The sequence below is a fragment of the Sinorhizobium sp. Y406 genome, from assembly GCF_058732025.1.
In genome coordinates this window covers 2,453,133-2,473,822 of record NZ_CM178974.1, presented here as the reverse complement: position 1 = coordinate 2,473,822, position 20,690 = coordinate 2,453,133, and the positions used below count along the sequence as shown (strand labels likewise).

General features: G+C 61.8%; 20 protein-coding genes and 2 pseudogenes. 13 read left to right on the top strand and 9 right to left on the bottom strand.

Annotated features, from left to right (window positions below):
• Positions 1–17 precede the first annotated feature (17 nt).
• A complete protein-coding gene (locus AC4P1R_RS11865; RefSeq protein ID WP_069458169.1) occupies positions 18–362 on the top strand; it encodes a DUF6867 family protein in 345 nt (114 codons plus the stop codon).
• A gap of 114 nt (positions 363–476) precedes the next feature.
• The gene (locus AC4P1R_RS11860; protein ID WP_069458168.1) at positions 477–1,595 is read left to right on the top strand and encodes a branched-chain amino acid ABC transporter substrate-binding protein; all 1,119 of its coding nucleotides are present in this window, start codon (positions 477–479) and stop codon (positions 1,593–1,595) included.
• A gap of 288 nt (positions 1,596–1,883) precedes the next feature.
• On the opposite strand, the gene AC4P1R_RS11855 is transcribed toward AC4P1R_RS11860, so the two are convergent.
• Positions 1,884–2,336, bottom strand: coding sequence for a MarR family winged helix-turn-helix transcriptional regulator (locus AC4P1R_RS11855; RefSeq protein WP_492177000.1), 453 nt, complete (start codon positions 2,334–2,336; stop codon positions 1,884–1,886).
• Between the two features lie 237 nt (positions 2,337–2,573).
• Between AC4P1R_RS11855 and AC4P1R_RS11850 the strand changes: the two are divergent.
• From AC4P1R_RS11850 to ureG, 11 genes and pseudogenes are all read left to right on the top strand, one after another.
• A pseudogene (locus tag AC4P1R_RS11850) lies at positions 2,574–3,092 on the top strand (alpha/beta fold hydrolase); the annotation flags it as partial.
• Positions 3,093–3,323: 231 nt separating this feature from the next.
• Positions 3,324–4,157: an urease accessory protein UreD gene (locus tag AC4P1R_RS11845; RefSeq protein WP_151611579.1), complete on the top strand. Its 834-nt coding sequence runs from the start codon at positions 3,324–3,326 to the stop codon at positions 4,155–4,157.
• A 26-nt stretch (positions 4,158–4,183) separates the two neighbouring features.
• Complete coding sequence (locus tag AC4P1R_RS11840) at positions 4,184–4,486, top strand: urease subunit gamma (RefSeq protein ID WP_069458164.1); 303 nt, start codon at positions 4,184–4,186, stop codon at positions 4,484–4,486.
• A 125-nt stretch (positions 4,487–4,611) separates the two neighbouring features.
• Positions 4,612–4,917: an urease subunit beta gene (locus AC4P1R_RS11835; protein ID WP_069458163.1), complete on the top strand. Its 306-nt coding sequence runs from the start codon at positions 4,612–4,614 to the stop codon at positions 4,915–4,917.
• Positions 4,914–5,293, top strand: a pseudogene (locus AC4P1R_RS11830) (lysozyme inhibitor LprI family protein). The gene AC4P1R_RS11835 and the pseudogene AC4P1R_RS11830 overlap by 4 nt, the downstream one beginning before the upstream one ends.
• 2 nt (positions 5,294–5,295) lie before the next feature.
• Entirely contained in the window at positions 5,296–5,946 is a 651-nt protein-coding gene (locus tag AC4P1R_RS11825) for a Urease operon accessory protein (protein WP_492176999.1), read from the top strand.
• Between the two features lie 3 nt (positions 5,947–5,949).
• On the top strand, positions 5,950–7,662 hold the full coding sequence (gene ureC, locus AC4P1R_RS11820) for an urease subunit alpha (RefSeq protein WP_492176998.1): 1,713 nt from the start codon (positions 5,950–5,952) through the stop codon (positions 7,660–7,662).
• Positions 7,663–7,888: 226 nt separating this feature from the next.
• The gene (locus AC4P1R_RS11815; protein ID WP_492176997.1) at positions 7,889–8,428 is read left to right on the top strand and encodes a peroxiredoxin; all 540 of its coding nucleotides are present in this window, start codon (positions 7,889–7,891) and stop codon (positions 8,426–8,428) included.
• A 333-nt stretch (positions 8,429–8,761) separates the two neighbouring features.
• Positions 8,762–9,250 (top strand): urease accessory protein UreE, encoded by a 489-nt coding sequence (ureE, locus tag AC4P1R_RS11810; protein WP_492176996.1) that lies wholly within the window; start codon positions 8,762–8,764, stop codon positions 9,248–9,250.
• Positions 9,243–9,914, top strand: a complete 672-nt coding sequence (locus AC4P1R_RS11805; protein WP_492176995.1) for an urease accessory protein UreF — start codon at positions 9,243–9,245, stop codon at positions 9,912–9,914. The genes ureE and AC4P1R_RS11805 overlap by 8 nt, the downstream gene beginning before the upstream one ends.
• Before the next feature lie 48 nt (positions 9,915–9,962).
• Positions 9,963–10,574, top strand: a complete 612-nt coding sequence (gene ureG / locus AC4P1R_RS11800; RefSeq protein ID WP_069458157.1) for an urease accessory protein UreG — start codon at positions 9,963–9,965, stop codon at positions 10,572–10,574.
• A gap of 12 nt (positions 10,575–10,586) precedes the next feature.
• On the opposite strand, the gene AC4P1R_RS11795 is transcribed toward ureG, so the two are convergent.
• The 8 genes from AC4P1R_RS11795 to AC4P1R_RS11760 all read right to left on the bottom strand — a co-directional run bounded on the left by AC4P1R_RS11795 (position 10,587) and on the right by AC4P1R_RS11760 (position 20,596).
• Complete coding sequence (locus tag AC4P1R_RS11795; protein ID WP_069458156.1) at positions 10,587–11,267, bottom strand: Crp/Fnr family transcriptional regulator; 681 nt, start codon at positions 11,265–11,267, stop codon at positions 10,587–10,589.
• Positions 11,268–11,414: 147 nt separating this feature from the next.
• Positions 11,415–14,726, bottom strand: a complete 3,312-nt coding sequence (locus AC4P1R_RS11790; RefSeq protein WP_492176994.1) for an efflux RND transporter permease subunit — start codon at positions 14,724–14,726, stop codon at positions 11,415–11,417.
• 15 nt (positions 14,727–14,741) lie between these two features.
• A complete protein-coding gene (locus AC4P1R_RS11785; RefSeq protein ID WP_492176993.1) occupies positions 14,742–15,923 on the bottom strand; it encodes an efflux RND transporter periplasmic adaptor subunit in 1,182 nt (393 codons plus the stop codon).
• 522 nt (positions 15,924–16,445) lie between these two features.
• The gene (locus AC4P1R_RS11780) at positions 16,446–17,438 is read right to left on the bottom strand and encodes an ABC transporter substrate-binding protein (RefSeq protein ID WP_069458153.1); all 993 of its coding nucleotides are present in this window, start codon (positions 17,436–17,438) and stop codon (positions 16,446–16,448) included.
• 139 nt (positions 17,439–17,577) lie between these two features.
• Complete coding sequence (locus AC4P1R_RS11775) at positions 17,578–18,447, bottom strand: ABC transporter permease (protein WP_069458152.1); 870 nt, start codon at positions 18,445–18,447, stop codon at positions 17,578–17,580.
• Positions 18,444–19,328, bottom strand: a complete 885-nt coding sequence (locus AC4P1R_RS11770) for an ABC transporter permease (protein ID WP_069458151.1) — start codon at positions 19,326–19,328, stop codon at positions 18,444–18,446. Before AC4P1R_RS11770 ends, AC4P1R_RS11775 begins: the two co-directional genes overlap by 4 nt.
• A complete protein-coding gene (locus AC4P1R_RS11765) occupies positions 19,321–19,710 on the bottom strand; it encodes a GNAT family N-acetyltransferase (protein ID WP_492176992.1) in 390 nt (129 codons plus the stop codon). Before AC4P1R_RS11765 ends, AC4P1R_RS11770 begins: the two co-directional genes overlap by 8 nt.
• A 94-nt stretch (positions 19,711–19,804) precedes the next feature.
• Complete coding sequence (locus AC4P1R_RS11760; RefSeq protein WP_151611576.1) at positions 19,805–20,596, bottom strand: ABC transporter ATP-binding protein; 792 nt, start codon at positions 20,594–20,596, stop codon at positions 19,805–19,807.
• Between the last annotated feature and the right edge of the window lie 94 nt (positions 20,597–20,690).

Genomic DNA, 20,690 nt, shown 5'->3' with positions numbered 1-20,690 from the left:
CGTCTGGAGTTAATGACATGCAGGGAATTCTCTACGAAGAAGCGTCAATCTGGCAGTTTCTGTTCGTCACCTGTGTCCTAGGCGGCTGGACTGCCTGGAGAACGGGCAAAAATGTCGCCGAAAACTGGCAGACGGTTCAGCGTTTGCTGATCTATGTGGCACTGCTCGGCCTCGCTATCCGTTTCGTGCATCACGCCCTTTTCGGAGGAACGATGTTCAGCCTGCAATACTATATTGTAGACACGGTCGTGCTTTTGTTGTTTGCTACCGCCGGTTTCCGGTATTACCTGACCAAGCAAATGGCAAACAACTATTATTGGTTATATGAAAAAGCCTCGCCTTTCTCTTGGAGGGCGAAATAGGGGAACAGCATGTGCCGGTCGCAAGCGGCCGGTGCAAAGGATCACCGGCGCAAGAATAGTGGGCATTGCGCTGGCTTTGAAATGAGACCCGCTCGACAATTTGGGAGTAACAAGATGAAAAAGTCTCTTCTGTCGGCTGTGGCGCTGACCGCAATGGTCGCCTTCAGCGGCACCGCGTGGGCCGATATTCTTGTCGGCGTCGCTGGTCCGCTGACGGGCCCGAATGCGGCGTTCGGCGCTCAGCTCCAGAAAGGTGCGGAGCAGGCTGCTGCCGACCTCAATGCGGCAGGCGGCATCAACGGGGAACAGATCAAGATCGTACTCGGCGACGACGTTTCCGACGCCAAGCAGGGCGTATCGGTAGCCAACAAGTTCGTTGCCGATGGCGTGCAGTTCGTGATCGGCCACTTCAACTCGGGTGTCTCTATCCCGGCGTCGGACATCTACGCCGAAAACGGCATCCTGCAGATCACCCCGGCTTCGACCAACCCGCAGTTCACCGAGCGTGGTCTCTGGAACACGTTCCGCACCTGCGGCCGTGACGACCAGCAGGGCGCGGTTGCCGGCGCTTATATCGCCGCCAACTTCAAGGATGCAAAGGTCGCCGTCGTTCACGACAAGACGCCTTATGGTCAGGGCCTTGCCGATGAAACCAGGAAGGCCATGGGCGAAGCCGGCGTCACCGAAGCCCTCTATGAAGGCATCAACACCGGCGACAAGGACTTCTCGGCGCTGATCGCCAAGATGAAACAAGCCGGCGTTTCGGTCGTCTATTACGGCGGTCTGCACACGGAAGCCGGCCTCATCATGCGTCAGATGAAGGACCAGGGCCTGCAGGCGACGTTCATGTCGGGCGACGGTATCGTTTCGAACGAACTGGCCTCGATCGCCGGCGATGCGGTCGACGGCACGCTGATGACCTTCGCTCCGGATCCGCGCAAGAATCCGAATGCCAAGGAACTCGTCGAGAAGTTCCGCGCAGCCGGCTTCGAGCCGGAAGCCTACACGCTCTATTCCTATGCGGCGCTTCAGGTGATCGCTGAGGGCGCCAAGGCGGCCGGCGGCAACGACCCGCAGGCGGTTGCCGAAGCCATCAAGGCAAAGGGCCCGTTCCAGACGGCGATCGGCGAACTCGGCTTCGATGAAAAGGGCGACATCACGCGTCCGGACTACGTCATGTACACCTGGAAGAAGGGTGATGACGGCAAGTACAGCTACTTCCAGAACGAGTAGTCCTCGTTTGAAATAGTCAAGTGAAGGGCCCGGTCACAAAGCCGGGCCTTTCTCTTTTGTGCGTCCTCGGGCGTACGGCAATAATGTGAGTGCGTACCCAAAAAACGGCGCGTCGACGATCAACTGGGGGAGCTTCGTGGGACCGGACGGCAGCTCGACGGCGTGGAGCGTCAGTTCAGACCTGCTACGGACGCTTTAACTCTCCAAGTCCGCATCTGGGCTCACCGAAGGTTCGGGTCCGACAGGCTACAGCGCCGCGCGTCTTTCAGACGCGCAAAGATCGATGCGCTAACGCAACAACGATGTGCGAAGCGCCGCGATTTCCCGTTTGAGCCGGGTCATCTCGGCCGGCTCCATTCCAGTCGCGTCGACAATTCCGTTTGGCACGGAGCTAGCTTTTTCCCTGAGAGCGCGACCGGCTTCGGTGAGGCGGACACGTACCTGCCGCTCGTCCGTCCTGTCGCGAACCCTGGAAAGATAACCCATTGCTTCCAGCCGTTTCAGCATGGGCGTGAGCGTGCTCGATTCAAGGAAAAGCTTTTCGCCGAGGCTGCCCACCGTCTGGTCGTCCTTTTCCCAAAGCACGACCATGACCAAGTACTGCGGATAGGTGAGCCCCAACTCATCGAGCAGCGGCTTGTAGACACGCGTGAACGCGTGATTCGCGGAATAGATGGCGAAGCACAGAAATTCGTCGAGCTTCATCACCTCCTCGGAGGGGCGGGTATCTGCGTTTGCCATGGCCTTCTTCCAAACGTCGAGACCCACAAAGTAAATCGTTCGCGATATAATCGCAACGCATTGACAACCGAATTCCAGAGCGTTAAATATCGTACACGATCTAAGCGTACGCGATATATAAAAGAAAAGAGTTTTATATCGTGCACCATTAAATCGCGAGATCTAAAGGAGTACATGTATGAAGAACGGTCAAGCACGGATGATTGCTGATGGCATTTTCCGGCGTAGAATCCTGGCCGGGGTATCGGCTGGCATGGCACCGAGCGTGTAGCCAAGGTGGGGCTGATCGCGGCCGTTCCTCCGTTGATGGTGAAGGCTGAGAGCAATCCGGGCGGTTTGCCGAAGGATGTGTTCGACGGACTGCAGGCCGCCAGCCTTGCCGATCGCTCGCAGCTCTACAAGGACATTGCGTCGGGTCCGTTCTTCGGCTTCAATCGGCCCGGTGCAAAGCCCTCCCAAGGCATGATCGACAGTTTCTGGCTGCAGGGCATGACGGCCGGCCACAAGAACACCTATGATTCAATCGTCGCCTTCTCGCAGACGGATTTCACCGAGGATCTGAAGAAGTTCGACGTGCCGACGCTTATCATCCATGGCGACGACGACCAGATCGTGCCGATCGACGCAGCCGGCCGCGCCTCGAAGAAGCTCATTCCGCATGCGGTGCTAAAGGTCTATCCGGGTGCTCCGCACGGCATCACCGACACGCATAAGGACGAACTCAACAGGGATCTTCTGGAATTCGCACGGTCCTGATCTTAGCAACGCGTGTTGGAGGAGGGCCCCGACGAGGGGTCCTCCTTGTCGGCGAAAGCGGCGGCCGAACCGAGGCGGTGTTGTGCTGCGCTGGAACTTGGTCGAGGCGCCGTTGTCGTGGATGGCGATTTGGCTTGGGAAACAGTGGCTTGACTTTGGTCACCCGGTTTCCGACGATGCCGGATCAGGAATTGCGCGAGGGTCGCGCGCCGGCAGGGGAACTCCGAGACATTGACCGCGTCGGCAATCATCGCTCCGCAAAGGGCGTGGGGAAAGGGGCGGCTGATCGCCAAATTTCAAGGGGGACGCACGCGCATAGCCGAACTCTACCAGGAAGGCTGCGCCAAGCTCCGCCTGCCGAAGACCTTCGACGGTACCATGGAAGCAGTGCTCATCAACTCGTCAGGGGGCGTCACGGGCGGCGACCGTTTGAACTGGGCCTTCGAGGCCGGGGAGGGGACGAGCCTAACGTTGGCGACGCAGGCCTGCGAGAAAATCTACAAGGCGAGCGCAGGCACCGCAGAGATCGAGACACGCCTGTCGGTCTCGGCCGGCGCCCGTATCGACTGGCTGCCGCAGGAAACGATCCTCTTCGATCGGGCGTCGCTGTCGCGCGTGCTCGAGGTCGATCTGGCAAGCGATGCCGTGCTGCTCGCCGTCGAGGCGGTGCTGCTCGGTCGCAAGGCAATGGGCGAGACGGTGCATACCGGCCTCTTTCGCGATCGCTGGCGCGTCTCGAGCGGCGGCAAGCTGATTCACGCCGAAAATCTGACGCTCGCCGACGAGATTGCCCGACTTGCCGCAAGACCTCCCGTCCTTGGCGGCGCGGCCGCGTTCGCGACGCTTCTCTATGTGGCGCCGGATAGCGAAGCGATGCTCTCGAAGCTGCGCGCAGCACTTGCAGCGGTGGCATGGGCAGGCGTTAGCCACCACAGGGTCGGCGGGCGCGACAAGGTCGTCGCCCGCATGGTCGCCGCCGATGGTTACGAACTCAGAAAAATCCTCGTCCCGCTCATTTCGCACTTGCGTAAGGACGCATCTGTGCCGAAAGTCTGGACTCTCTGATCCTGCAATAACCCGGATGCCGACTCATGAATCTCACTCCGCGCGAAAAAGACAAATTGTTGATTTCCATGGCGGCGATGGTCGCGCGTCGGCGGCTGGAGCGGGGCGTCAAGCTCAATCATCCGGAGGCGATCGCGCTGATTACCGACTTCGTCGTCGAAGGCGCGCGCGACGGCCGGTCCGTGGCCGAACTGATGGAGGCGGGTGCGCATGTGCTGACCCGCGATCAGGTGATGGAGGGCATCCCGGACATGATCCACGACATTCAGATCGAGGCGACCTTCCCGGACGGGACGAAGCTCGTCACCGTTCATGAACCGATCCGTTAGAGCATTTTGCAGTCAGGTGGAATCGCCTGACGTCGCATAAATGCGGCAAAAACAAACAGACAGAGCGGTTGCGCGAACGTATGTGAGCGCATTCCGCTCTAAGACCTGCGTGAGGGGACAGAAACTTGATTCCAGGGGAAATCATCGCAGCCGCCGGCGACATCGAATTGAATGCCGGTCTTGAGACCGCCACCATCGAGGTCTCCAATTCCGGCGATCGGCCGGTGCAGGTCGGCAGCCATTACCACTTCGCGGAGACGAACCCTGGCCTGAACTTCGATCGCCAGGTAGCTTATGGCATGCGTCTCGATATTCCTGCCGGCACGGCCGTTCGCTTCGAGCCGGGCCAGACCCGCCAGGTTACGCTGATCCCGCTATCAGGCAAGCGCGAGGTGTTCGGCTTCCGCCAGCAGGTGATGGGCAAGCTATGAGGCCAATTGCTCCCGCCACCGCTCTACTCCTCATCGTTTCAACGGCTTCCGCGTTCGCCCAGGAGCAGCCGGAAGTGAATTGCCAGGCGAGGCGGCCGACATGGAACTGAACAGCATCTACCGACAGGCGATCGCCGCGATGCAGGCAACCGACAAGGAACTGGGCGATATCAACGCGGCCCATGTCGGAGCCGTGGGGGCGCTGAAAAAGGCGCAGCGCGCCTGGATCGGCTATCGCGACGGCCAGTGTGAACTGGCCGGTTTCGAGGCGCGCGGTGGCTCGATGGAGCCCATGCTCGTCTCTGGCTGTCTAGCGGACCTGACGCGAAAGCGGACGGCAGAACTCAAAGAACTGCTCGAGCCCGCAGGGAACTGACGTTGCAAGAGGGCCGCGTCGTCATGATCGTGGGCAATGGCGAGGTGTCGGAGGGTGCCGCCGCGATGATCGACACTGCCGATCTGGTGATCCGCTTCAACGACTGCCGCTCGATCGGCAAGGGCGGCAGCAAGACCGACATTATCGCGGTCTGCAACACCGGTCGCCCCGCGCTCGCGATGCTCGGCGGCGGCCGCTGGAAAACAAGCGACCCGGTGAGGCAGGCGCGCGAGATCTGGAGCGTACGCTCCGGTGCGAAGTTTGCCGCCATGCGGGCTGGTCTTGCCGCAACGCACCCGGATCTTGACGATTTCTGCGATGACTATACCGCCGGCTTCGAAAGCTTTGCGCGTGCGACCGGGCGTAAACACCGCGCCGTTCCCGCAGAGACGCAGGAACGGCTGGAGCGTGACCTCGCCCGCTTCGAGCCCACTCCTTACGTCGTTCCGTCGAGCGGCCTCGTTGCGGTCGCCGACATTCTCTTGAATGCCGCCTCCAGCGGCGACCGCATCGTGCTTGCCGGTTTCGGCCATAGCGGCTGGGCGTGGCACCCCTTCGCGGCCGAGCGTCGCTATGTCGATGCGCTCGCCGCCGATGGCCGCCTTCGCCGCCTCGATCAATCCATTTCGTCAGACTTGCCTCAAGGAGCCTGAACCATGTCCTACAAGATGTCGCGTGCGGCCTATGTCAACATGTTCGGTCCGACCGTGGGCGACAAGGTGCGGCTTGCCGATACCGAGCTTTTCATCGAAGTCGAGAAGGATCTCACCACCTATGGCGAAGAGGTGAAGTTCGGCGGCGGCAAGGTTATTCGCGACGGCATGGGCCAGAGCCAGGTGACGCGCGCTGCAGGCGCTGTCGACACGGTCATCACCAATGCGCTCATCGTCGACCATTGGGGAATCGTCAAGGCCGATATCGGCCTCAGGGACGGGCGCATCGCCGCCATCGGCAAGGCCGGCAATCCGGACACGCAACCGAGCGTGAACATCATCGTCGGTCCGGGTACCGAGGCGATCGCCGGCGAAGGGAAAATCGTCACCGCAGGGGGTATGGACGCGCATATCCACTTCATCTGCCCGCAGCAGATCGAAGAGGCGCTGACGAGCGGGCTGACCTGCATGCTCGGCGGTGGCACCGGGCCGGCGCATGGCACGCTCGCCACCACCTGCACGCCGGGGCCCTGGCACATCGCCCGCATGATCGAGGCGGCCGACGCCTTCCCGATGAACCTCACCTTTGCCGGCAAGGGCAACGCCTCGCAGCCGGGCGCGCTGGTCGAAATGGTGATGGGTGGGGCCTCGTCGCTCAAGCTGCACGAGGATTGGGGCACGACGCCGGCGGCGATCGACTGCTGCCTTTCGGTTGCCGACGAGTATGACGTGCAGGTGATGATCCACACCGACACGCTGAACGAGAGCGGTTTCGTCGAGGATACGATCGCGGCGATCAAGGGGCGGACGATCCACGCTTTCCACACGGAAGGGGCGGGCGGCGGCCATGCGCCGGATATCATCAAGATCTGCGGCCAGCCGAATGTCATCCCGTCCTCGACCAACCCGACGCGGCCCTACACGCTCAACACCGTGGCGGAGCATCTCGACATGCTGATGGTTTGCCATCACCTGTCGCCGTCGATCCCGGAGGACATCGCCTTTGCGGAAAGCCGTATCCGCAAGGAGACGATCGCAGCGGAGGATATCCTGCACGACATAGGCGCCTTCTCGATCATCTCCTCCGACAGCCAGGCCATGGGGCGCGTCGGCGAAGTGGCGATCCGTACCTGGCAGACCGCCGACAAGATGAAGCGGCAGCGCGGGCGGTTGAAGGAAGAGGCGGGCGACAACGACAATTTCCGCGTCAAGCGCTACATCGCCAAATACACGATCAACCCGGCGATCGCCCATGGATTGAGCCACGAGATTGGCTCGCTCGAGGTCGGCAAGCGCGCGGATCTCGTCCTCTGGAACCCGGCCTTCTTCGGCGTTAAGCCGGACATGGTGCTGATCGGCGGCACGATCGCCGCGGCGCCGATGGGCGATCCGAACGCCTCCATCCCCACGCCGCAGCCGGTGCATTATCGACCGATGTTCGGCGCCTATGGCAAGAGTCTTACCAATTCCTCCGTCACTTTCGTCTCGCAGGCCTCGCTCGATGCCGGGCTTGCGGGCAGGCTCGGCGTCGCCAAGGAACTCGTCGCGGTTCAGAACACCCGAGGCGGCATCGGCAAGGCGTCGATGATCCACAACAGGCTGACGCCGCATATCGAGGTCGATCCCGAAACCTATGAGGTCCGTGCCGACGGGGAACTGCTGACATGCGAACCGGCAACAGTGCTGCCGATGGCACAACGCTACTTCCTGTTCTGAATCTGTCGCATTCGTCTAATAAAATGGTCGGATTTGGGGCTGATGGGCAAACTCGTCGATTGCTCCTCGACATCAGCCATGCGTCTGCCGCAACGCTGCCATGCAGTCTCAAATCGCAGCTTTGATGCTGCACTGCAGCGCAAACTCCTGTAGGAAGAGCGCTCGCTTTCCGCGGGCCTGCGTTTTCCTCTCTGACGCGGTCGGCAGCAATTCGAAGGAGACCCTGATGCTCGGCAGAAAAGTTCCTGCAGTAACCTTCCGCACCCGTGTCCGCGACGAATCCGTCGGCGGCTCCAATCCATTTCGCTGGCAGGATGTCGGCTCGGATCACTACTTCGCCGGCAAGCGCGCTGTGCTCTTTTCCCTACCGGGCGCCTTCACGCCTACCTGTTCGACCTACCAGCTGCCGGACTTCGAGAAACTCGCGCCGGAGTTTCGTGCGCTCGGCATCGATGAGATCTATTGCATTTCGGTCAATGACGCCTTCGTCATGAATGCCTGGGGCAAGTCGCAAGGCCTCGAAAGCGTGAAGCTCATTCCGGACGGCTCGGGTGAATTTGCGCGCAAAATGGGCATGCTGGTCGCCAAGGACAATCTCGGCTTCGGTATGCGCTCCTGGCGCTACGCCGCCGTCATCAACAATGGCGTGGTCGAGCAATGGTTCGAGGAAGAAGGCTATTCCGACAATTGCGATAGCGATCCCTACGGCATCTCATCGCCGCACAACATCCTTGCGGCACTGAAGTCGCAGAAGATCGCCGCCTGATCGAATAGACGGTCCGAACAAGGCCCCGGTTGCCGCGAGTAGGTCCTAGAAAGTCCTTTGGATTTTCGCCGCCTCGCTGGCGCCGGGGCCTTTTATTGGCGGATCACGTTGATTTTAGGTCTAATCGAACCGAAAGCATAAACGTTATGGAAATCAGCGCTCAAATGCATTCTTACACGGCGCTATTTGTTGTTTTTTCCGAATGTGTGTGACGCCAGCCGTTTCCAGCTGACCGCAAAATGCCTAGAGTGCCAAGCCAAAACGGTGGGAGCTCAATGGTTTACGTGATCGCACATCTGAAGGCGCATCCGGAAAAGGTCGAGGAGATCTAACGTGCCCTATCGTTCGACCGCAGTCCTTTCGCCCGGGCCCGCCGACAGGATGCCTCTCCATCGTGTGACCTTGACGCATGACCAACGGCACCTGCGCCGCAAGCTCCTGCATCTCGAAAACGACGACGTGGTGATGCTCGATTTGAAGGAGCCGGTGATGCTTGCCGATGGCGACCTCCTGGTGCTGGAGGGCGGCGGTCATATCGAGGTGAAGGCGGCGCAAGAACAGCTTTATGAAATACGTCCGCGCGACAGGCTGCACCTGATCGAACTCGCCTGGCACCTCGGCAACCGGCACCTGCCGGCGGCGGTGGAGGAGGGGCGGATCCTGATCGCCCGCGACCCAGTCATCCGCGTGATGCTCGAGGGCCTCGGGGCGGCGGTGAGCGACGTGGTCGAGCCGTTTCATCCCTTGCGCGGCGCCTATCACGGCACGGGCGGCCACCATCATCATCATGTGCATGGCGGCGATCACCACCACGATGGCTGAACGCGCCAATACACAGGCGTTGATCCGCCTCGTCACCTGGCTTTCTCCTGCGTTTCCCGTCGGCTCCTTTTCCTATTCAGGGGGGCTGGAGCAGGCGGTTCATGACGGCCTGGTGACAGGCGCCGAAGACCTCGATCTTTGGCTGGAGACGCTCATGCATCGGGGAGCGGCCTGGAACGATGCGCTGCTGCTGGCCGAGAGCTACAGGAACCACGAGGATGCGAAGCGCTTGCGGGCGGTCGCCGAATTGGCGGAGGCGCTCGCCGGTTCGCGCGAACGGCACCTGGAAACCATGCTTCTCGGTGGCGCTTTTCTCGCCGCTGCCCGCCATTGGCCGCATCCGGTGTTCGAGTCGCTGGGCCCCGAGGCGGCCTATCCGGTGACCGTGGGTGCGGTTGCCGGAGCCCATCGGACCGGGCTCGAACCGGCAATCGCCGCCTATCTTCACGCCACCGCCTCCAATGCCGTCTCGGTCGCCATACGCTGCGGCGTAACCGGCCAGCGCGACGGCGTCGGCGTGCTGGCGGGGTTGGAGAAGTCGGTCATGAGCGTCTCGGCGCGCGCTGCACGCGGATCGCTCGACGATCTTGGGTCGGCGGCAATCATGGCCGATATTGCTTGCCTGAGACACGAAACCTTGCATTCGCGCCTGTTTCGCTCTTGATGCATGTGCCACATGCATGCCCACAGGTGACGGGAAAGGACAAGAGACATGCCATCGAAAAACGGTCCTCTTCGCGTCGGGATCGGCGGTCCGGTCGGGTCCGGCAAGACGGCGCTGACGGACAAGCTCTGCAAGGCGATGCGCGAGAAATATTCCGTCGCCGTCGTCACCAATGACATCTACACCAAGGAAGACGCGGAGGCGCTGGTGCGCATGCAGGCGTTGTCTTCCGAGCGGATCGTCGGCGTCGAAACCGGCGGCTGCCCGCATACGGCAATCCGGGAGGACGCCTCGATCAATCTGCAGGCGATCGCCGAACTCAACCGCCGCATTCCCGACCTGGACGTCGTCTTCATCGAATCCGGCGGCGACAATCTTGCGGCCACCTTTTCGCCCGATCTGGCGGATTTGACCATCTACGTGATTTCCGTCTGCCAAGGCGAGGAAATCCCGCGAAAGGGCGGACCGGGCATCACGAAGTCCGATCTGCTTGTGATCAACAAGAAGGATCTTGCTCCGTATGTCGGCGCCGACCTCGAGGTGATGGAGCGCGACGCGGCGCGAATGCGCGCGCAAAAACCCTTCGTCTTCTCCGACATGAAACGGGGGGAGGGGATCGACCTGATCGTCGAATTCCTGACAGCAAACGGCGGCCTTTGAGCCGGCTGGGCGTCAGAACTCCTCGAGCGCCTGGCGGTTGCGGATTTCGATCACGCGTCCCTTCACGACGACGCCGGACGGGCGCAGCATCGAGAAGGCGCGCGAAAGCGCCTCCGGCGCGAGACCGAGCTTGCCGGCGAGCACGTTCTTCTGAAACGGCAGCCGGAAGGAGAAGGTCTCAGAGCCGTTCGGGCAATGGCTGAGGATATAGTTGGCAACCCGCTGCGGCGCCGTCAGCAGCCGGTCATCCGCGAGGCAATCCTCGGTCATCTTGCCATGGTGACAGACGACCTCGAGGAGCGCCTGGGCGACGTCGGTTTCTTCGGCCGCGAGCTGGCTGAGCCGGCGGCTCTCGACGCGCGCCACGATCGATGGCTCGGCGGCCTGCGCATTCGCTGTCGCGCGGTGGTTCAGGAACATGGCGTTGACGCCGAACATATCGCCTCGCTGGAAGACGGCGACATCCGCCTCGCGGCCGTCCTTGCCGAGGCGGTAGAGACGCACGAGACCGGAGAGTACGAAGAATACCTCGTCGATCCGCTCCTGCTCGCGAAACAGCACGTCGTGCTCCTCATGTGTGGAGACTGTCGTGTCCGCGAGAATTGCTTCCACCGTCGCCCGTGCCAGCCGCGAGAAAAAGCGCGAGTGGAGGAGAATGGCCCTGTCGCCCGAGGTCAATCGCAATGTCTTCATACCGCTCGTTCCCAAAAAAGCCAGGGACGAAACTAGCGGTTCGGGCCGCGCCGGAAATTGACCTTGATCAAACAACTTCGCGAAAGAATCCGCGTCCTAGCGCTGCGCGTCTTGTCAGACGCGCAGCGCTAGGACGCGTCTTAAGGACTATTCGGCTGCAAGGGCCGGATGGCTGATGACCTTGCGGTCGGATTTGCCGCGCCGTTCCGCCTCCAGCGCATTGACGCGCTCGTCCAGGCTTTCGATCGTGCTGCCCTGCTCGGCGGCGAGCTTGCTCAGGGCCTCGCGGTCGAGAGGCAGGACTTCCTCGTCCTTCTTGCCGACGAAGCGGCCGAAGATCCAGGCGAGCAGCCGCGACAGGTCGTCCATGATCAGGAAGAACGAGGGGACGACGACGAGGCTCAAGACCGTCGACACGATGATGCCGCCGATCACCGCAATCGCCATCGGCGCGCGGAAGGAACCGCCTTCGCCAACGCCGAGCGCCGAAGGCAGCATGCCCGCGGACATGGCGATCGAGGTCATGACGATCGGGCGGGCGCGCTTGCGGCCGGCCTCGACCATCGACAGCGTCCGGTCCATGCCGTGGTGCATCATCTCGATGCCGAAATCGACGAGCAGGATCGCATTCTTGGTGACGATACCCATCAGCATCAATATGCCGATCAGAACAGGCATGGACAGCGCATTCTGCGTCAGGATCAGGCTTGCCGCCACGCCGCCGATGGCGAGCGGCAGCGAGAACAGAATGGTGAAGGGCTGGATCACGTCCTTGAACAGCAGGATGAGCACGACAAGCACCATCATCAGGCCGAGCAGCATTGCATTGCCGAAGCTCTGCTGCATCTCCGCCTGAACCTCGGCATCGCCGCTCTCCAGGAACTGGACGGTGGAGGGGAGCTCAGCCTGGGCGGCGATCTGCTTGAAGCGGGCCGATGCGGTGTCGAGCGCGACGCCGGCCGGCAGGTCCGCGCCGAGCGCGACAACCCGATAGCGGTCGTAACGCTTGATCGAGCTCGGGCCCTCAGAGTAGTTGATATCCGCGACGCTCGACAGCGGAACCATGGCGCCGGAGGCGGTCTGAACCTTGAGATTGCGGATCGCTGCCAGGTCACTGCGGAAATCGCGATCGAGCTGCACCCGGACCGGGATGAGGCGCCCATCAAGCGCGATCTTCGTCAGCTGCGCGTCGACGTCGCCGATCGTGGCTACGCGGATCACCTCCGAAATCTGCGCCGTAGTGATGCCGAGACGGGACATCTGCTCGTCGCGCGGACGGATTTGCAGTTCAGGCCGCGGCAGAGCGCCGTCCGGACTCACATTGGCAAGCAGCGGGTCGCTACGGAGCTTTGCTTCGAGAGTCGCGACCGCCTTGTCCAGATCGGCCTCGTCGTTGGAGAGCAAGTTGAACGAGAGATCGCGCTCACCGCGGTCGTTCAGCTTGATGACGCGGACGTCCGGGATCGACTGCAGCCGTGTGAAGATTTCCTTTTCGATCTGAGATTGCGGCTTGGTGCGGCCGGCCGGCGGTAGCTTCGGCAGATATTCGCCGATCAACGGCATGCCGCCGATCACGTCATTGACGATCCTGTTGACCAGTGAATGGTCGAGTTTCCCGAGAAGTACGGTCACGGCCGCGCGCCTGAGCTCGAGATCGCCCTTCGGAGAGGCGCCGCCAAGCACGAAGACGTCTTCGACGCCGTCGATATCCTTGATCCGGTTGTAGATCTCGGTGGTCGTCCGATCCGTGTCCTCGAGCATCGCGTCCGGCGGCAGTTCGATCGACAGGCTGACGCGCGAGTTGTCCTCCGGCGGCAGGAAGCTGCCGGGGACGAAGAGGATGAGGGCGACCACCGAGCCGACCGAGAGGACGATCGCGGCAAGAAGCGTCGAATAGCGCGTGTACCAGGCCTTCGTGGTGAATTGCACGAGGCGCGTGTACTGGCGCATTATGAAGCCGTCGTCGCCGTAGTGGCCGCCCACGTCCGTGGGCTTCATCAGATAGGCCGCCATTACCGGCGTGATCAGGCGTGCGACCAGAAGCGAGAAAAAAACGGCGACGGCGACAGTCAGGCCGAACTGGATGAAATATTGCCCCGGAATGCCCGGCATGAAGGAGACGGGTACGAAGACGGCGATGATGGTGAAAGTCGTGGCGATGACCGCAAGGCCGATCTCGTCCGCCGCCTCGATCGCAGCGCGGTAGGGCGACTTGCCCATCTGAATGTGCCGCTCGATGTTCTCGATCTCGACGATGGCGTCGTCGACAAGGATGCCCGTCGCAAGCGTCATGGCGAGGAAGCTCACGAGGTTCAGCGAGAAGCCCAGGAGTTCCATGACCCAGAAGGTGGGAATGGCCGAAAGCGGCAGCGCGACCGCGGCGATCAGGGTCGCCCGCCAATTGCGCAGGAACAGCATGACGACGATGACGGCAAGCAGCGCACCTTCTATCAGCGTGTGGATGGCCGCCTCGTAATTGCCATAGGTGAAATAGACCGAGTCATCGACCATCTCGATCGTGACGTCCGGATGTTTGGCCCGGATCCCCTCCAGCGTCTCGGCGACCGTTTCGGCCACCGTCACCTCGCTCGCACCCTTGGCACGGAAGACCGCGAAGGTAACGCCGGGATGCCCGTTGAAGCGCGAGAAGGACTTCTGTTCCTCATAGGTGTCGGTCACGGTGCCGAGTTCCGAGAGGCGGACGAAGCGGCCGTTCGGCAGCGAGATCATCGTGTTGGCGAGGCCTGCCACGTCGCGCGTATCGCCGAGCGTGCGGATCGCCTGTTCGCTGCCGCCGACCTGACCCCGGCCGGAACCGAGATCGAGGTTCATGCGGCGGAGCTGACCGTTGACGTCGGCGGCACTGATGCCGAAGGAATTCAGCCGGTCCTCGTCGAGTTCGATTCGGACTTCGCGGTCGGAGCCGCCATAGCGGTCGACGCGGCCGATGCCGCTCTTGCCTTGGATCTCGCGCTTGATCGTGTCGTCGACGAACCAGGAGAGCTCTTCGAGCGTCATGCCCGGCGAGGAGACGGAAAAGGTCTGGATCGCCTGACCTTCGACGTCGACCTTCGAGACGATCGGCTCGTCGATCGTCGTCGGCAGATCGCCACGGATGCGGTCAATCGCGTCCTTGACGTCCTGAACCGCTTGGGTTGTCGGCACTTCCATGCGGAAGATCACGGCGGTGGTGGAGGTGCCATCGGTAATGGTCGATTGAATATGGTCGACGCCCGAAATGCCGGCGACCGCGTCCTCGATCTCTTTGGTGACCTGGGTTTCGAGTTCGGCTGGCGCCGCACCGCTCTGGGTCACCGCGACCGAGACGATCGGCACGTCGATGTTCGGGAAACGGGTGATCGGCAGCGAATTGAAGGACTGCCAGCCGAGCACGACGAGCACGAAAAAGGCCAGGATCGGCGCGACCGGATTACGAATGGACCAGGCGGAGAAGTTCATGGTCTCGGTTTCCCGTCAATTGGTTATCGGCTGCGCCGGTTTGACCGGATTGATGCGGTCGCCGTCGCGCACATAGGCGCCGGCCTTTGCAACCGCTTGTTCGCCCGCCTCGAGTCCGGAAACAATCTCGACGAACTGCCCGTCCTGAATGCCGGTCGTCACCGGAACCAGGTGCACGACGCCGTCCTCGACCTTGCGGACGATCGATTTGCCGTTCTCCGCGGTGACCGCCGTTTGCGGCAAAACCACCGCCTGTTTCTGCGCGACGGTGATGACGGCGCTGGCATACATGCCTGCACGTGCCTCTGTCGCATCGGCGAGGGTGATGTGCACGGTGCCGAGCCGCGTCACCGGATCAATCGTCGGCGCGATCAGTCGGATCTTGCCGTCAATCGTCGTGCTGCCCCCGGCAAGCTTCATTGTTGCAGCCTGGCCGATGGCAAGCTTGAGAATGTCGGCCTCGGTAACGTCCGCCTTCATCTCGATGGCGCCGTCACGGATGATCGCGAAAAGCGGCGCGCCGGTGCCGCTGGCAATCGCACCGATCTTGGCATTCTTGGCGGAGATCACACCGCTGACCGGCGCCTTTACTTCCGTGCGGGCAAGACGCAGGTTCACATCGTCGATCTGCGCCTGAACGACCTTGATATCGGCGGCCGCAACACCTACGGATTGCTCGGCAGAGCGGACGCGGGCGCGCGCGGCTGCGGCGAGCGCCTTCAGCCGGTCGGCCTCCGCGGTCGAGACGGTGCCGTTTGCCGAAAGCTGCTCGGCGCGATCGGCAACGCGCGTCGCCTCTTCCGCATTGGCCGTCGTTTCGGCGAGCTGAGCACGATATTGGGCAAGCGCGGCCGCCGCCTTGGCCAAATTGGCTTGGAGTTCGCTTTTCTGAAGGAGCAGCGCATCGTCGTTGAGAACGACGAGCGTGCTACCTTTTTCGACCCGGTCGCCGACGTCGACGTTCAGCGACCGAATGGAAAGCCCGTCCACCAGCGGGGAAACATAGGTCTCCTCGACCGCCTCGATCGAACCGGTTGCGAGGACGCGATCCCTGATCGATCGCTCCGTGGCTTCGGTAACGACGATCGACGGCAAAAGCTGTTCCTGCTGCGGTGCCGGTTCCTCGGCCGAGGCTGCGGAAAAGCCGAGTGCAATCGCTGCGAAGGCGCCGAGAAAAGGAAGAAATATCTGAACCATCGGCCTGTCGTCCCAAAGAAAGTCATGCCCGCTCGCCAATCGAAAGACGAGGCGCTTATCTGTACTCGCGGCTTTGCCGGCTATGCCGCCCGATTGCCGGTCGCGGCCGCGGCATCGAATTCTTTCCGACCGATCCGGTCAAACAGAAACGGCCCGCTATTTTAACTGCGTTTTCAAACCCGCACAGGATACGGTGACACTTCGAACTGCCGCGTGGTTGTCGTCGGATCGGCTTCCGCATCGAACGAAACCAAGCGTCAGGGATAAATTTCCCCCACAGGACAGGAAGAGAGAATAAACGGCTCCCCCTGCGCCACCTTCCAACCAAACGTTGCGGCCTATGTAATCTTCGTAGCAAACGCTTGCAAGGGCTGGCGAAGCGATGGTGCCTCAATATTTTTGACCGTCCGCCACTCCAAGGCTATATCGATACAACTTATGATGTAGGTTTGGCAACCGAGGCAGGGCAGGAAGAAAGCGAGCGGCAGCCGCCGCTCGCTTTCCCGTATTCGACAGGACTGTTTAGTTCAGGGCTTCGTCAGTGATCTCATGCGTCCAGGCGCCTTCCGGCTCCTTCGAGATGACCGGATCGGAGCCGCCCGCAAGCAGGGATTCCACGGTGCGCTTGTAGTCGGCCTCGTCGAGGGCGCCGTTCGAGCCCGCGGTCAGCTTGGCGATTTCGCCCATCATGCGCTTCTGGTGCTTTTCCGTCTGGGCGCCGGTCGAGTCGTTCTCGAGCACGATCTCGGCCGCTTCATCCGGATTTTCCTCGGCATATTTCCACCCCTTCATCGAGGCGCGGACAAACTTCACCATCTTCTCCTTGAAGGCCGGATCCTTGAGCTTGTCCTCGAGCACATAGAGACCGTCTTCGAGCGTGGCGACACCCTGGTCCTCGTATTTGAAGGTGACGAGATCCTCGGGCTTGATGCCGGCGTCGATGACCTGCCAATACTCGTTGTAGGTCATTGTCGAGATGCAGGCCGCCTGTTTCTGGATGAGCGGATCAACATTGAAGCCCTGCTTCAGCACAGTTACGCCGTCCGGCCCACCGTCGGTCGGGATCTTCAGGTGCGCCATCCAGGAGAGGAAGGGATACTCGTTGCCGAAGAACCAGACGCCGAGCGTCTTGCCCTTGAAGTCTTCCGGTTTCTGCACGCCGGTCTCCTTGAGACAGGTCAGCATCATGCCGGACTTCTTGAAGGGTTGGGCGATGTTGACGAGCGGTACGCCCTTTTCGCGCGAGGCAAGCGCGGAGGGCATCCAGTCGACGATGACGTCGGCGCCCCCGCCGGCGATCACCTGCGCCGGAGCGATGTCCGGACCGCCGGGCTTGATCTCGACGTCGAGACCCTCCTCCTCGTAGAAACCCTTCTCCTTGGCGACATAGTAGCCCGCAAACTGGGCCTGGGTCACCCATTTCAATTGCAGGGTGACCTTGTCGGCGGCATTAGCGTGGAATGCAGCGAGCGAAAGGACGCCGGCTGTCAGCAGAGATGCAAGTCTTTTTTTCATGTCAGTTCCCTCTTATCGTTGCTTCATCGTCAGAGCGGGATGAGGAAATATCAGCGGGGTTTCCGCCCGCATCCTGCTCCAGATCGTCAGTGTCGACCACGTCTTTGATTTGGGACAGTCGACCCCAATTCATGGTGATCTAGCCCCGGCCACTGCGGATGGACGGATGCCAGAACGTGACGGCCCGTTCGATCAGCGCAACCGTCCCGTAGAAGGCGGAGCCAGCCACCGCCGCGACGGCGATTTCGGCCCAAACCATGTCGACGTTCATGCGGCCCACTTCCGTGGAGATACGGAAGCCCATGCCGACGATGGGCGTCCCGAAGAACTCGGCCACGATGGCGCCGATCAGCGCCAGGGTGGAGTTGATCTTGAGTGCGTTGAAAATGAAGGGCCAAGCGGCCGGCAGCCGTAATTTGATAAGCGTCTGCCACCAGCTGGCCGCATAGGTGCGCATCAGGTCGCGCTCCATATGGCTCGCGGCGGCAAGTCCCGAAACGGTGTTCACCAGCATCGGGAAGAAGGTCATGATCACGACGACCGCGACCTTCGACTGCCAGTCGAAGCCGAACCACATCACCATGATCGGCGCGACGCCGATGACGGGCAGGGCGGAGACGAAATTGCCGAGCGGCAGCAGGCCCTTCTGCAGGAAGGGCGAGCGGTCGATCAGGATCGCCGCCAGAAAGCCGAGGCCGCAGCCGAGCCCGTAGCCTGTCAGCACCGATTTCAGGAAGGTCTGCCGGAAATCGGCCGAGAGCGTAGGTATGGAATTTACCAGCCTCTGCCAGATCATCGACGGCGCCGGCAACAGGACCGACGGGATGCCGAAGCCACGGACGATGCCCTCCCAGAGGACGAGGATGGTGATGCCGAACAGGAACGGTACCGCAAAGCGTGCAAGGTTGCCAACCGTGCGGTTCGCGAAATGCTGCCGGACCAGCCATTCGTTGACGGCCCAGGCGACAAGCCAGAAGGCAATCGCGCCGGCGAGAGGGGTCGTATTCATGGCTTGGCCCCCATGCGTCTCAGCACCGCCGAGTGCGCCAGGCCGACGATCATGACGAGGACGGCCGCGAGCGCTGCCGCCATGAACAGAGCCGCCCAGATCTGCACCGTTTGGCCGTAATAGGAACCGGCAAGCAGGCGAGCACCCAGCCCAGCCACCGCGCCCGTCGGAAGTTCGCCGACAATGGCGCCGACGAGCGAGATGGCGACTGCGACCTTGAGCGAGGTGAAGAGGAAGGGCATCGAGGAGGGCCAGCGCAGCTTCCAGAAGGTCTGGGCCGGCGATGCGTTATAGGTATGCATGAGATCGAGCTGGATCGTTTCCGGGCTGCGCAGCCCCTTGACCATGCCGACGACCACCGGGAAGAACGAGAGATAGGTGGAAATCAGCGCCTTCGGCAGCAGGCCGGCGATGCCGATCGCATTGAGCACGACGATGATCATCGGCGCGATCGCCAGGATGGGGATCGTCTGGCTGGCGATCACCCAGGGCATTAGCGAGCGTTCCATCGCCCTGTTGTGGACGATGCCGACGGCGAGAAGAATGCCGAGCGCCGCGCCGATTCCGAAGCCGAGCAAGGTGGCCGAGAGCGTGATCCAGGCGTGATAGACGAGGCTGCGCTTCGACGTGATCGCCTTGTTGACGGTCGTATCCCAGATCTCGGCCACGACCTGATGCGGCCCCGGCAGGACCGGCCGCTCCTGGAACATCGTGTTTCGGACGAGATCGGACAGGGCGATCTCGGTGCCGCCGCGCGCCGCGGTGTCGCGCTCGAAGGGTGCGTTCAGGAACACGGCGGCGACATACCAGACGGCGATCAGAATCAGGACGACGGTGGAGATGGGGAGGAGTTTGTCGCGGACGAAGCTATAGTCACGCATGGAACGCTTCCCTCCCGCGCGGCAGTTCGGCACGCCAAAGATAGAGTATATCCGGCAGGCCTTCCTCGTTCTCACCGGCCGTTCTGCCTACCGGCACGAAGCCCTCGCGTTCATAGAAGCGCTGAGCACGCGTATTGTGTTCGAAGGTCCAAAGTCTGAGCTCGGTTCCCGACCGCTTCTTGGCTACGCCGAGCAACGCGGCTCCAACTCCAGTGCCCCTGTGGCGTTCATCGACATAGAGCGCCGTTACGAGGTGCTCGTCGGAAAAAGTGAGAAAGCCTGCGATTTCAACTTCACGTTCTGCGACGACAACCGAGCGCTCGGCAAAGACAGTTTCCCGGTAATACCGCTCCACTTCGCCTGTTGAATGGACTCTTGGCATCCACGGCGTCGCGTCTATCCAGCTGCTGAGGATACCGGCGCATACCGCCATATCTGCCAAATCCGCATCGCGGCAGCGCGCCGGACAGGAGGGGCTATTCCTCATAGCTGTGCCCCGCTCTCAAGCCCTCGCGGACGCGATGGGCGATTTCGAGGAATTCCGGCGTTTCGCGGATGCCGAGCGGTCGTTCCTTCGGCAACGTCGATTCGATGATGTCGGTAACGCGGCCGGGGCGGGGGCTCATGACGACGATCCTGGTCGAGAGGTAGACGGCCTCGGGGATCGAGTGCGTCACGAAGCAGATCGTCTTGCTGGTTGCGGCCCAGAGCTTGAGCAACTGTTCGTTCAAGTGATCGCGGACAATTTCGTCGAGCGCGCCGAAGGGCTCGTCCATCAACAGGAGATCGGCGTCGAAGGCAAGCGCGCGGGCGATCGAGGCGCGCTGCTGCATGCCGCCGGAAAGCTGCCAGGGATATTTCTTGCCGAAGCCCGCAAGGTTGACGAGCTCCAGCGTCCGTTCGATCCGCGCCTTCTTCTCTTCCCGCGAGTAACCCATGATCTCGAGCGGAAGAGCGACGTTCTTCTCGATCGTCCGCCAGGGATAAAGGGCGGCTGCCTGGAAGACATAGCCATAGGCCCGCTTGCGGCGAGCGTCCTCAGGCGTTAGGCCGTTGACGGCGATCGAACCGGAGGTCGGCTTTTCCAGGTCGGCGATGACGCGCAGGAACGTCGTCTTGCCGCAGCCGGAGGGACCGATGAACGAAACGAAGTCGCCCTTGCCGACGTCGAGGTTGACGCCGGTGAGCGCGTTGACCGGCCCGTCGCTCGTCTCGAACGTCAGCCCAAGGTTCCGGGCCGAGACGACGGAAGCGGGATTGGATGTCATCGGTGAATTCTCATTCTCATTTGTCTGTGCCAGACTGCTATCAGGGCGCGCAACATGCAATCGCGGATTTGCCGCAGACGGCTCCGGTTGCGGG